Genomic DNA, 13,296 nt, shown 5'->3' with positions numbered 1-13,296 from the left:
TGAAATTATGACAATTGCTTGATCGTGTCTTGGGCTGAAAAGAAGTTGTCTTTTTGTGAGTAAATACTTACTTATTTTTTTCTGTTAATGATTTTTTAATTTGCATAAACCAAAAAAAATGGTTTTCATTGTAAAATATTAGCGCGGTATTAACGTTAATCCGTATAGCTAATAAGCATATTGGGAAGGACACGGAACCGCTGATGGTTTACTAATATGTGGCGCATTGAAAGATGTATAAATTAATGTCAAGAAAATTTTATTTTTAACACAAAATAGTATATTTGTTTTGCTTTATAGCAGAATAAGTGCCTTTAAATTGCACAAATTGAATTAAACATTAAATATTAAACAACAGTAAAAATCTAAAAATTAGTAAAATGGCAAACGCACCAAAAACTACTGCTCCGGCTAAAAAACAAGAAAGCGGAAATTCAGGTAATTTATTTGCGAGTTTAGCAATTGTTATTTGTTTTATTATCGGTTACATCGTGTGGGAATTCGTAATGGGTGCTCCATCTAACTTTATCGATGGTAACCGTGAAAATCAGCCACTTCCAGGTAATTATGGAGGTATGGTTTATCATGCAGGTGTAATCGTGCCTGTTCTTATCGGTTTATTCCTTATGGTATGGGTTTTCGCTATCGAGCGCTTGATCGTTATCAACAGAGCTTCTGGAACAGGTAACGTTGGTAACTTTGTTAGAAAAATCCAACAATTGATCAACGGTGGTAATATTGATTCTGCGATTACCGAGTGTGATAAACAAAAAGGGTCTGTGGCAAACGTTGTAAAAGCCGGTTTGTTAAAGTACAAAGATGTTTCTGCAAATACAGGCTTAGATGCAGAGAAATCAGTTGTCGCTATCCAGAAAGAAATCGAAGAAACAACTGCATTGGAAATGCCGATGTTGGAGAAAAATATGAACGTTTTGGCGACGTTGGTATCTATCGGTACGCTGACAGGTCTATTAGGGACAGTAACGGGTATGATCAAGGCGTTCTCGGCTTTGGCAACGGGAGGAGCTCCAGATTCAGCAAAATTAGCAAACGGTATCTCTGAGGCCTTGATTAATACAGCAACAGGTATCGCAACTTCTACATTTGCTATTGTATTCTATAATATCTTAACAGCGAAAATAGACAAATTAACGTATTCTATCGATGAGGCTGGTTTCTCTATCGTACAAACGTACGCAGCAAACCATAAATAAGAAAAAGTGTTTTTTAAATTCTTTTATGGAATTTTAGAAGAACATGCATCATAGCTATAAAAAGAATAAGAATTGTTAATTAAAGGAAGTAAAGATAATGGGTAAAGCAAAAGTAAAAAGAGCCAGTACCTCCATCGACATGACGGCGATGTGTGATGTATCGTTCTTGCTTCTTACATTCTTCGTATTAACAGCAACGGCACGCCAGCCCGAAGTTTTAGTGGTGGATACACCCGCTTCGACGAGTCCGGAAAAATTGCCAGATGATGGTCTAGGTATTATTTCGGTGGCTGATGGTAAGGTTTTCTTTGGTGTGAAAAATCCGAATGTACGGGAGATAACGTTGAAGAATATGTCGCAGAAATACAATGTCAATTTTTCTGCTGAGGAATATGAAAAATTTAAGCAGTTGGACGAATTTGGTGTTCCGATCAAAAATCTACGTCAGTTGCTTTCACTGCCAAATGAACAACGTACAGAGAATATTCAGCCAGGTATCCCTGTAGATAGTACAGAGACAAACTCCAATGAATTGTATTCTTGGGTACAGGAGGCGCGTCGGGCAACGATCGAATTTAACCGTTCGCGAGAAGGAGAGAAGAACTATGTGGATCCGGGACCGATGAAAGTAGCAATCAAAGCGGATGCGGAAGAGAAATATCCGGTTATCAACTTGATTATTGAAACGCTACGTAACCAGAAGCAAAACAAATTCAGTTTTGTGACGGGTTTAAGACAGGATAATTAAACGCGTAAACGAGAAGAAAATGGCAGAATTAAATCAAGATAGTGGTAAAAGTGATAAAGGTGGTAAGGTAAGAGCCAAGAAAGCTGGTGGCAAGGTCGATTTGACCGCCATGGTAGACTTAGCCTTCTTATTGATTACTTTCTTCATGCTGACCACGTCACTAAATACTCCACAGGCGATGGATGTCGCGATGCCTGATAAGAACAAGATGGATCAAAACGATAATCTGGAAATCGCAGACAATCGTTCCATCACACTTCTGTTGGGATCGGATAACAAAATCTCTTGGTATTATGGACAATTGGCGAAACCGATCTACCCACCTACAACCATAGATTATGGGAAAGAAGGCGTTCGTCAAGTATTGCTCAGAATGCAAAAAGAGGTTCCTCAGCGTGCCGGAGGTAAAGATTTGATTGTGGTAATCAGACCTAGCGAAAAATCTGTACAACGTAATCTGGTGGATATTTTGGACGAGATGCGGATTGTGGATGTCAAACGCTACATGATTTCAAAAATCAATAGTGACGAAATAGAAGTGTTGAAAAGCGAAGGTCTTTTTAACGATTAATCGCATAATTAAGTAAAATATGTTTGGTTCTAAATTAGATATATTCAAAAAAGAATGGCTTGACGTCGTTTTTGCGAATAGAAATAAAGAGTATGGTGCCTATGACTTACGTAAGTTTGCTCCAAAGGCAACCAATGTTGCGCTATTCTCGATTGTCTCAGTTGTTCTTGTTTTGAGTGCTCCAAAAATGTTTAACATTAAGGTATTCCCAGATAGACCAGTGGAAGAAGCTCCCCTGATAACGGAGGTAACGCTGGAGGATTTGGATATACCGGAGCCTGAAGAAGAGGAAGAAGAACCACTTCCACAGGAGGAAGAGCCCGTGCAACGTATTGCACAGGAACCACCAGCAGAAGACTTGGTGCGTTTCCCAGAGCCGAAGGTAGTACCTGAAAGTCAGGTGAAGGAGGAAGTGGTATCACAAGAAGAAATTAAGAAAGAAAATAAAACACCGGCACGTATTACCTTAAAGGGTACAAAAGGAGCATCAGGTGTGCCTACCGGAGAATTTGGTCCGAAAAAAGTAGAAGGACAGATCACAGGTAGTGCTACCGGCGATCCGGATGGTGGTGCTGACAAAATCTTTACCGCGGTAGAGGTCAACCCAGAACCACACGGTGGCTTGAACGCTTTTCGGGAATGGGTTGGACGTAACTATAGTTATCCGCAAGGAGCTATTGATGCAGGCGTAAAAGGACAGGTTGTTGTTTCTTTCGTAGTAGAGCGTGACGGTAGTTTGACGGACATTAAAGTGGTAAAAGACTTGTCATATGGTACCGGTACAGCAGCTGTGAATGTGTTGAAAAAAGCGAAACCTTGGAAACCGGGTATTCAGAACGGTCGTCCAGTACGTGTAGCTTACACATTGCCTATTACATTGAACCTTCAACAATAAGTATGAGTGGTTTGCGTAACAACACAAGAAAATTTAGTCAGAAATCGCCAACAAAGCGATTTCTGTCTATTTTGGGCCTGGCGATGTTTGCCTTCTATTTTATTTTGGGTATTCTGGTTATCTTTTGGGATAAATTTCCATTGGATATCGATCCCACGTATAAGAATATGTTCGGTATCCTGCTCATTGTTTATTCATTCTTGCGCTTTGCCCGCTTATGGCAGAATAATTTTTGATGAAACAAATAGTCAACATAAGTATACTGGCCATCGTGTTGCTGAGCATAGCAGGCTGTTCCGGCTGCTCCCGGACAGAGAGGAAGGCCTCTTCTGCCGCGGATAGCTCGGTAGTAAATAACGCCGGATCGAAAGAAGATATCTTGGTAGGCGTGCTTAACGTCATAGTAGATGAGACGATCCTGCCACTTGTGAAAGAGCAGGAAGAGGTTTTCTTATCGGCGTACCCAGATGCTAGACTGAACATTATCGTCCAACCGGAATTATTAGCCGTGCGCGAGTTACTGTCAAAAGAGGCCGGCGTGGCGCTATTAGCGCGGGAACTTAATGAAACGGAAAATGATTATTTCAAGAAGCGAGCGATTAAACCTCGGGTATTTCCCGTATGGACCGATGCAATTGTGGTCATCAATAATACTAAACTAGTCGATACGACCGTTACTATTGAATATTTGGTGAATGCGATGAAAGGAGAAAGTGCTGACCGGAAAAAGATTGTTTTCGACAACCTTAATTCCAGTACGTTTAGACACTTGAAAGAATTGGGTAAATTAGAAAAGGTAGCATCCAATTTTGTGGAGGCCCAAGGAGATAGCGAGAAGGTGTTGGAAGCGGTAGCAAATGATCCGGATAAAATTGGAATTTTAGGGTATAATGTCTATTTAGATTTGATTACTTCGTTTTCAAATAAAAATAATATTCGTATCTTGAGCGTCCAGAATACGATAGGTGAGGCGGCCGATAATAAATATTATAAGCCCAGCCAGTCTACGATTGCTGCAGCGGAGTATCCGCTACGCCGTACATTTTACGTGCAGAACTATCAACCTAATTTAGGGTTGGGGATAGGTTTTTCTGCGTTTTTGACAGGCGATCGGGGGCAACGGATTGTGTTGAAATCGGGCTTAGTGCCGGCTACGATGCCAGGGCGTGACATTATTATACGGGATGATATTTCGCTGTAAGTGCGCACATTAAGCCAAATATTGGCGGAAATTAAACATTTATATTGAGAGACAGTCAAAGTATAAGAAACGAGCACAGGATAAAAAAATCATATAATTCGTTTAGATTTGTGATAATTCCTGTTTAAATTGGTGTGTAATTAGTTAGTAAAAAAAGAAAAATAGAACACAAATAGATTATGACAAGAAGCAAATTATTTTTAAGTCTATTATTGGCGGGTACGATAGGTTCTGTAAGTGCACAGAGCTTAAAGGATGCGAAGGCTGCAATAGCCGAAGAGAAATATGATGAAGCAAAAGGGATGCTTCAGAACTTGGTAGAAAAGAAAGCAAAAGACGGAGAGAACTGGTTTTATCTTGGTCAAATTCACTTGATCAACGATAAAATTGATTCTGCCTCTTATGCATTCAATCAAGGGGTGACGAATGCGCCCAAAGAAAAATTAAATAACGTTGGGTTGGGTATTGTCGACTTAATGAAAGGCGACAAAGCAGCGGCTGAAACGAAGTTTGCGACAGCTGTTTCTAGTTTGGGCAGAAAGGAATATTTACCGTTGTTATATGTTGGACAAGCATATATCAAAGCGCCGGAACCTGATTATACAAAAGCTATTGAGTATCTAACACAGGCGAAAGAAAAAAACCAGAAAGATGCCGATATATTAATCGCTTTAGGTGATGCGTATGCGGGTATGGGTGAAAGTAGCCAGGCGTTTGTAAACTACCGTGATGCGGAGTATCTTGATCCCAACTTATTGGCTCCAAAAATTGGGCAAGCGTTAATTTCTAGAAGGGCACAAGCGTATGACGTGGTTATTGAGTCATTGACGAAATTATCAGGTGAGAACCCCGATTATGCACCACTTTACCGCGAGCTTGCGGAGACCTATTATTTGTCTTCGCTGAAAGCGCCGGAAGATGACTATCGGGAAATCAACCAGAAGGCATTGGAGTTTTACCAAAAATATTTAAGCTTAACGGGAGATGCGTCGGTCGAAGCAAAAACACGTTATGCTGACTTCTTGGTTTACTCCGGTAACTATGCGGAATTGAAGACCGTTGCTGAGCAGTTGGCAAATATGCCAGGTGTAGACGCCAAAGTTTACCGTTATTTGGGGTATATCGCCTATAACCAAGATAAAGATTATGCGAAAGCGGCGGAGAATATGAATATCTTGTTTGAAAAAGTGCAGCCGGAACGTTTGATTCCCCGTGACTACTTATATGCTGGTTTGGCGAACTTAAGTGCTGGCGATTCCACAAAAGGTGAGCAGTTATTGAAGCAAGCTGTCGAGAAACAAACGGCGGAGGATAATCTGGAAACAGAAATTGCAGAAACGGCTTTCGCTAAATACCAGGACGGTGAAGTAGAAGAAGCGGTTAAGATTTTCCGTATCCCGGCTGCGCAGGATTCATCTGATTACTATTATGATGCCAATTACTTTGTGGGGCTTGGGCAGTATACCAAAGGCTCTAGATTGGTGTCTCCGGCAGAAGGTGAAGAGGTAACACCGGAACTCGGTGCGCAGAAGATCGCAGCAGCAAAGCCTACGCTTGATGAAGCTATTAAATCGTTCGGTGTCGTTATTGCAACGGATAAAGAAGACGTAAAGAAGAAATATTTAGTAAATTCTTTGTATTATAAAGGTTTGTCTGAACTGGCGCTGGATGGGGTGATGTATGATCCCGAAAATGCGAAGGGACTTTTTGTAGACTCTTTCTCCAGATTGTTACAAGAGGTGCAGAACACAGAATTGCCTGAAACTACAGTGAATTCTTACATTGTGGATGCGAATAATTACTTAGGTTACTTCTTTTATTTGAAAGGAGAAACCGAAAAAGCGAAAGCACATTTCCAGGAAACCATCAAGGTTAGTCCGGAAGATGAATTTGCGGGCCAATTCGTTGATCAACTGTAATTTAGAATCATAACAAATAAGAAAGGGGCTGTGTACAGCCCCTTTTTTTATTGTGAAAAAATGATATATTTGTTAAGAGGAGAACTGAATATAAAACTGCTATTATGGAAAGTGTAAACTTAGAAAGCGCCCCAATAGATTATATACCGATTCTAATACAATTAGGCGTGGCCGTAGCGTTTGGTGTTTTAACGATCATCGGTACGCATTTAATTGGGCCGAAAGTCCGCACAGAGAATAAGCTGGGGGCGTTCGAGTCAGGCGTGGAGGTAATTGGTAACGCGAGGCAACCTTTTTCTGTTAAGTATTTTATGGCGGCCATCTTGTTCGTCGTTTTCGACGTGGAGGTTATATTTATGTATCCTTGGGCGGTTAATTTTAGGGAGATGGGGATGGACGGTTTATGGAAAATGGGTATTTTCCTAGGTATTGTCGTTCTGGGTCTGGTCTATGAGGTGAAACGCGGAGCCCTGGATTGGGATTAATGCAACAATAACAAAAAAATCATGAGTAAAGTGACATTGGCGGAAGCGCCTCCGGGCGTAGAAGGAGCAGGATTTTTTGCGACGTCTTTAGATAAAGTGATCGGTTTGGCTAGGGCAAACTCCTTATGGCCGCTGCCGTTTGCCACGTCGTGCTGTGGGATTGAGTTTATGGCCACTATGGGCTCGACGTACGATTTAGCACGTTTTGGCGCGGAGCGTCCGAGTTTCTCGCCACGACAGGCGGATATGCTATTGGTCATGGGCACGATAGCTAAAAAAATGGCGCCGGTCTTAAAGCAGGTTTATATACAAATGGCGGAGCCCCGTTGGGTAATAGCTGTAGGCGCCTGTGCCTCCAGTGGTGGGATTTTTGATACCTATTCGGTACTGCAGGGTATCGATGAGATCATTCCCGTGGATGTGTATGTCCCCGGTTGCCCTCCCCGCCCCGAAGCCATATTGGATGGTGTGCTGAAATTACAAGAAATTGTGAAGAATGAATCCTTAAACCGCCGGAATACACCGGAATATAAGGCATTGTTGGAAAAATACGGAATAGCGACGGAGAATGGATAAGCTGAATAATCAAATCGTTATAGATCGTCTGCAAGAGCAGTTTGGGGAACAGGTGCGTATCGTGGCCGAACCGCATGGCTTACTGACCGTCGCAACGGAAGCAATGTCTATATTGGATGTGCTTGCTTTTGTAAAGGACGATGTGGCTTTACGTTTTAATTACTTGACAGATATTACGGCAGTGCACTATCCGAATGAGGAGCGCGATTTCTGTGTTGTATACCATGTACATAATCTATTGCAGAATTTACGTCTGCGGATAAAAGTATTTATCAGTGGGCCTACACCAACGATTCCATCGGCTACCCCCTTATGGAATGGAGCCAACTGGATGGAACGGGAAACGTATGATTTTTTTGGTGTCGTGTTCGAAGGACATCCTGATTTGCGACGTATCCTGAATATGGATGAATTGGAGGTATTCCCGATGCGCAAGGAATATCCGCTCGAGGATCCAAATCGAGTGGATAAAAAAGATTTTTATTTTGGACGTTAAATCGTAGAGGAGAGTAAAAATGAGTAAACCGATAACCAAGATAACACCGAATGCAGCTGTCTTTTTTGACAATGATCCACAAGATGAGTTGATTACGCTCAATATCGGGCCTACGCACCCGGCCACGCATGGGGTTTTCCAGAACGTGGTACAGATTGACGGGGAACGTATTGTGAGTGGTGTCTCTACGATAGGTTATATACACCGTGCTTTCGAGAAAATTGCGGAGCACCGTCCTTTCTATCAGATAACACCACTGACGGACAGGCTGAACTATTGTTCATCGCCGATAAATAATATGGGTTGGCACATGACGGTGGAAAAATTGCTGGACATTGAGCTGCCTAAACGTGTACAGTATATGCGGGTTATTGTGATGGAACTGGCACGTATTGCTGACCATATCATTTGTAATGGCATATTAGGCGTGGATACGGGAGCTTTCTCGGGGTTCCTCTACGTGATGCAGGAACGGGAATTTATATACGAAATTTTCGAGGAAATTTGTGGCGCGCGTCTCACGACCAATATTGGACGTATCGGTGGTTTCGAGCGTGATTTTAATGAGATTGCTTTTCATAAAATCGAAGAATTTCTCAAACGTTTCCCACCGGTATTGAAAGAATTTGAAAACTTGTTTGTCCGTAACCGGATATTTATCGAGCGTACATCGGGTGTAGCGGCTGTTACACCGGAAACGGCCCTAAGCTATAGCTGGTCGGGCCCTATTCTGCGTGCCACAGGTGTGGATTACGACGTGCGGGCGACGGCGCCTTATTCGTCTTATGAAGAATTTGAGTTTGATGTTCCGGTAGGAACCAACGGCGATGTATACGATCGTTTTATGGTGCGCAACGATGAGATGTGGCAGTCGCTGCGTATCATTGAGCAAGCGTTGGAAAAGATTAAAAAAGAACCTGCAGGGGTATTCCATGCCGATGTGCCGGATTTTTATTTGCCGCCTAAGGAACAGGTATATACCAATATGGAAGCGTTGATTTACCATTTTAAGATTGTGATGGGCGAGTGGGAGACGCCGAAATCGGAGGTTTATCATGCTGTAGAGGGCGCGAATGGTGAGTTGGGTTTTTATCTTATCCACGACGGGGGGCGAACGCCTTACCGCTTGCATTTTAGAAGGCCCTCTTTCGTCAATTACCAGATGTTTGCACCTATGAGTAGTGGGATGCTTATCTCTGACGCGATTATCAATATGAGTAGTTTAAACGTTATTGCAGGAGAATTAGATGCTTAGTGTTAAAGAAAATAAGATCGTCGATTTTAGCACGCCTTTGTTGGAAAAGTTTGCAGAAGTGGTCGCGCGCTATCCGAAAGGTAGACAGAAATCAGCACTTCTGCCTATCTTACACTTGGTGCAGGCTGAATATGGTTGGTTGAGTGTAGACGCGATGGACAAGGTCGCGGCTTATCTGGATATACGGCCGATAGAGGTGTACGAGGTTGCTACGTTTTATACGATGTTTTTTCTGCAGCCCAAAGGTAAATATGTGTTGGAGGTTTGCCGTACAGGCCCTTGTTGTTTAGTTGGTGCCGAACGTATTATGCAGCATATGGAAGATAAACTGGGTGTTAAAGAGGGAGAGGTAACAGCGGATGGTTTATTCTCATGGAGGGGTGTGGAGTGTCTTGCTGCCTGTGGCTATGCCCCCGTATTACAGATCGGTCCGGAGTATACGTTTTATGAAAACTTGACGGAAGAAAAGGTAGATCAGTTGATTGATGAATTGAAGCAAAAAGCACAAACGAAATAAGTATGGCACGTAAGTTATTGTTGGCACATATAGATGTTCCTGGGATCAATACTTTTGAGGTTTATCGTCAAAAGGGAGGCTATCGTGCGGTAGAAAAGGCTCTCAAGACCATGTCGCCGGAAGATGTGGTGGAGGAAGTAAAGAAATCTGGGTTGCGCGGACGGGGTGGTGCGGGATTCCCGACAGGGATGAAGTGGGGTTTTCTGGCGAAACCGGAGGGTGTTCCACGTTATTTAGTCTGCAATGGGGATGAATCGGAACCCGGTACATTTAAGGATAGATATCTGATGACCCATATTCCACATGCTTTAGTAGAAGGCATGATTGTTTCCAGTTATGCATTGGGCGCCAATACCTCGTATATCTATATTAGGGGTGAAATGATGCCCCAGATTCGTATAGTAGAAAAAGCGATCGCGGAGGCGAAAGCAGCAGGTTTTATAGGCAAAAATATACTAGGAACAGGCTACGATTTAGAAATACATGTTCAACCGGGTGGAGGAGCTTATATTTGTGGAGAAGAGACGGCGTTGCTGGAATCGCTTGAAGGTGAACGAGGTAATCCGCGCATTAAACCACCTTTCCCGGCGGTAGCTGGTTTATATGGTTGCCCTACCGTGGTCAACAACGTAGAATCAATTGCTGCTACCGTACCTATTGTGAATGACGGTGGAGAAGAATATGCAAAGATCGGGATTGAGCGTAGTACAGGTACAAAATTAATATCGGCTTCGGGCAACTTAGTGCGTCCGGGAGTATATGAAATTGAAATGGGTTTGCCCATGGAAGAATTTATCTATTCCGAGGAATATTGTGGTGGTATAGCGAATGGTAAACGTCTGAAAGCGGTGGTTGCCGGCGGTTCGTCGGTGCCGATTTTACCGACCCACCTTGCCCTAAAAACAGCAAAAGGAGAACCTCGGCTCATGACGTATGAGTCGTTGGCAGACGGCGGTTTTGTAACGGGTACAGCGATGGGCTCCGGTGGTTTTATTGCGTTTGACGAGGATCAATGTATCGTACGCAATACGCTGAACTATACGCGATTTTACCATCACGAAAGCTGTGGGCAATGTTCGCCTTGTAGAGAAGGAACCGGCTGGATGGAAAAAGTATTGCACAAAATCGAGTATGGACATGGCGATATGTCGGATATTGACCTATTATGGGATATCCAGCAGAAAATCGATGGGAATACTATCTGCCCGTTAGGAGATGCTTCGGCCTGGCCGGTGGCAAGTGCCATACGGCATTTCCGGGATGAATTTGAATGGCATATTTTACACCCGGAAGAAGCACAGACGAGGAATTATGGATTGGTGATGGAGGGAGTGGAGAGTTAAAGAAATAAACAAATGGCAGACGAAAAATTTAAAGTAACGATAGATGGGATTCCGGTGGAAGTGGCGCCGGGAACGACGATATTGAATGCTGCGCGTCAGATCGGCGGGGACATTGTACCTCCTGCTATGTGCTATTACTCGAAATTGGAGGATAGCGGTGGAAAATGCCGTACATGCTTGGTTAAGGTATCTAAAGGATCAGAGAAAGACCCGCGTCCGATGCCGAAATTGGTAGCATCCTGTAGGACGACCGTTATGGACGGGATGGAAGTGCAGAATATCACGTCGCCGGATGTACTAGAGGCGCGTAAAGGTGTGGTGGAGATGTTATTGATTAACCACCCATTGGATTGTCCGGTTTGTGACCAGGCAGGAGAATGTAAACTGCAGGATCTCAGTTATGAGCACGGTGTGGCACAAACACGGTATGAATTTAAACGACGTACGTTTGAGCCTATCGATATTGGCGATAAGATAAAACTACACATGAACCGTTGTATTTTATGCTATCGTTGTGTATTCGTGGCGGATCAGCTAACGGGAAAACGTGAACATGGGGTCATCAATCGTGGTGACCATGCAGAAATATCTACTTTTATCGAGAATGCATTGGATAATGATTTTATCGGAAACGTCATTGACGTATGCCCGGTAGGTGCATTGACCGATAAAACATTCCGCTTTAAAAACCGTGTTTGGTTTACCAAGCCGGTAGATGCACACCGTGATTGCCCGACGTGCTCTGGTAAGGTTACACTGTGGTATAAAGGAGAGGAAGTTTTGCGTGTAACGGCGCGCAAAGACGAATATAATGAGGTGGAAGAGTTTATCTGTGACACCTGTCGTTTTGAGAAAAAGAAAACAGCTGACTGGGTATTGGAAGAGCCTGCGCCAATCAGCAAGCAATCGGTCATCGATGCTAATCACTATGATGTATTCAATCCACCACCAGTCATCAAAAAGAACCTGCAGTTGCAGGAAGCAAATGAGGAGCAGCTGGCAAGGACAGAACGTTTAAAATAAGCAAAGGAAACACATGGAAGGAGCTTTTATTTTAGAAAAATTGATTTTGGTGGTGATTGTTTTCACGATCTCGTTGGTTATAGCAATGTACTCAACGTTGGCGGAGCGTAAAATAGCTGGCTTTATGCAGGATCGTCACGGGCCCAACCGGGCGGGATTTGGCGGGATTTTGCAACCGCTTTGTGATGGTGGTAAGTTCTTTTTTAAAGAAGAGATTATCCCGGCAGGAGCACATAAACCGTTGTTTATACTGGGACCCACCTTGGCCATTATCACGGCCTGTATCAGTTCGGCTGTCATTCCTTGGGGGCAGACACTAACCATTGGCGGACGTGAAGTGGTTTTGCAGGTTGCCGACATCAATGTGGGCGTACTTTATATCTTTGGCGTTGTGGCCTTGGGGGTATATGGTATTATGTTGGGTGGATGGGCATCAAATAATAAGTTTTCGTTAATGGGTGCTATTCGCGCGGCCTCGCAGAGTATTAGTTATGAAATTCCGATGGGGCTTTCCATTATCGCCTTGTTGATGGTAAGCGGGACGTTATCCATGGGAGAAATCGTCGCCCAGCAGTCGGGCTTTGTCAATTGGAATATTTGGGTACAGCCGTTGGGCTTCTTAATCTTCATGGTGTGTGCATTTGCGGAATGTAATCGTGTACCGTTTGACTTGCCAGAGTGTGAAACGGAGCTGATCGGAGGATACCATACCGAATATTCATCGATGAAACTCGGTCTTTATATGTTTTCCGAGTACATCAATATGTTTGTTTCTTCGGCATTAATGGCCGCCTTGTATTTTGGGGGATATAACTTCCCGTTCATGTACGAATTAGGACTATCACAGAATTGGATCACCATTATTGGTGTATTGGTATTCTTCCTTAAAATATTTGGATTTATCTTTTTCTTCATGTGGGTACGTTGGACACTGCCCCGCTTCCGCTATGATCAGTTGATGGGACTGGGGTGGAAGATATTGATTCCGCTGGCGATAGCAAATATTGTCTTGACAGCAGTGGTGATCGTGGTGAAGGATACTTATTTTTAAGA

Annotated in this window: 15 protein-coding genes; all 15 read left to right on the top strand. The window is 43.2% G+C overall.

Features of this window, described 5'->3' with window-relative positions; translation table 11 throughout:
• Window positions 1–380: 380 nt before the first annotated feature.
• Window positions 381–1,214, top strand: coding sequence for a MotA/TolQ/ExbB proton channel family protein (locus EWE74_RS15990; protein WP_130142608.1), 834 nt, complete (start codon window positions 381–383; stop codon window positions 1,212–1,214).
• Between the two features lie 97 nt (window positions 1,215–1,311).
• A complete protein-coding gene (locus EWE74_RS15985; protein ID WP_130142607.1) occupies window positions 1,312–1,962 on the top strand; it encodes an ExbD/TolR family protein in 651 nt (216 codons plus the stop codon).
• A gap of 19 nt (window positions 1,963–1,981) precedes the next feature.
• Entirely contained in the window at window positions 1,982–2,533 is a 552-nt protein-coding gene (locus EWE74_RS15980; RefSeq protein WP_130142606.1) for an ExbD/TolR family protein, read from the top strand.
• 19 nt (window positions 2,534–2,552) lie between these two features.
• Window positions 2,553–3,428: an energy transducer TonB gene (locus EWE74_RS15975; protein WP_130142605.1), complete on the top strand. Its 876-nt coding sequence runs from the start codon at window positions 2,553–2,555 to the stop codon at window positions 3,426–3,428.
• Between the two features lie 2 nt (window positions 3,429–3,430).
• Window positions 3,431–3,664 carry a hypothetical protein gene (locus EWE74_RS15970; protein WP_130142604.1) on the top strand — a complete coding sequence of 78 codons (234 nt, stop codon included), beginning with the start codon at window positions 3,431–3,433 and terminating at the stop codon, window positions 3,662–3,664.
• Window positions 3,664–4,629, top strand: a complete 966-nt coding sequence (locus tag EWE74_RS15965; RefSeq protein WP_130142603.1) for a PstS family phosphate ABC transporter substrate-binding protein — start codon at window positions 3,664–3,666, stop codon at window positions 4,627–4,629. The genes EWE74_RS15970 and EWE74_RS15965 overlap by 1 nt, the downstream gene beginning before the upstream one ends.
• A 179-nt stretch (window positions 4,630–4,808) precedes the next feature.
• Window positions 4,809–6,548, top strand: a complete 1,740-nt coding sequence (locus EWE74_RS15960) for a tetratricopeptide repeat protein (RefSeq protein WP_130142602.1) — start codon at window positions 4,809–4,811, stop codon at window positions 6,546–6,548.
• Between the two features lie 104 nt (window positions 6,549–6,652).
• Complete coding sequence (locus EWE74_RS15955; protein WP_130142601.1) at window positions 6,653–7,033, top strand: NADH-quinone oxidoreductase subunit A; 381 nt, start codon at window positions 6,653–6,655, stop codon at window positions 7,031–7,033.
• Window positions 7,034–7,054: 21 nt separating this feature from the next.
• Window positions 7,055–7,609 (top strand): NADH-quinone oxidoreductase subunit B, encoded by a 555-nt coding sequence (locus EWE74_RS15950; protein ID WP_130142600.1) that lies wholly within the window; start codon window positions 7,055–7,057, stop codon window positions 7,607–7,609.
• Window positions 7,602–8,105 (top strand): NADH-quinone oxidoreductase subunit C, encoded by a 504-nt coding sequence (locus EWE74_RS15945; protein ID WP_130142599.1) that lies wholly within the window; start codon window positions 7,602–7,604, stop codon window positions 8,103–8,105. Before EWE74_RS15950 ends, EWE74_RS15945 begins: the two co-directional genes overlap by 8 nt.
• Before the next feature lie 19 nt (window positions 8,106–8,124).
• Entirely contained in the window at window positions 8,125–9,360 is a 1,236-nt protein-coding gene (locus EWE74_RS15940; protein WP_130142598.1) for an NADH-quinone oxidoreductase subunit D, read from the top strand.
• Window positions 9,353–9,877, top strand: a complete 525-nt coding sequence (locus EWE74_RS15935) for an NADH-quinone oxidoreductase subunit NuoE family protein (RefSeq protein WP_130142597.1) — start codon at window positions 9,353–9,355, stop codon at window positions 9,875–9,877. Before EWE74_RS15940 ends, EWE74_RS15935 begins: the two co-directional genes overlap by 8 nt.
• A gap of 2 nt (window positions 9,878–9,879) precedes the next feature.
• Window positions 9,880–11,220, top strand: a complete 1,341-nt coding sequence (nuoF, locus tag EWE74_RS15930; RefSeq protein WP_130142596.1) for an NADH-quinone oxidoreductase subunit NuoF — start codon at window positions 9,880–9,882, stop codon at window positions 11,218–11,220.
• A gap of 12 nt (window positions 11,221–11,232) precedes the next feature.
• A complete protein-coding gene (locus tag EWE74_RS15925) occupies window positions 11,233–12,243 on the top strand; it encodes a 2Fe-2S iron-sulfur cluster-binding protein (RefSeq protein WP_130142595.1) in 1,011 nt (336 codons plus the stop codon).
• Window positions 12,244–12,256: 13 nt separating this feature from the next.
• Entirely contained in the window at window positions 12,257–13,294 is a 1,038-nt protein-coding gene (gene nuoH, locus EWE74_RS15920) for an NADH-quinone oxidoreductase subunit NuoH (protein WP_130142594.1), read from the top strand.
• Window positions 13,295–13,296 lie beyond the last annotated feature (2 nt).

This window comes from Sphingobacterium corticibacterium, assembly GCF_004208525.1.
Lineage (GTDB): Bacteria > Bacteroidota > Bacteroidia > Sphingobacteriales > Sphingobacteriaceae > Sphingobacterium > Sphingobacterium corticibacterium.
The sequence above is the reverse complement of the archived record's forward strand: the minus strand, read 5'-3'. Positions and strand labels throughout refer to the sequence as shown.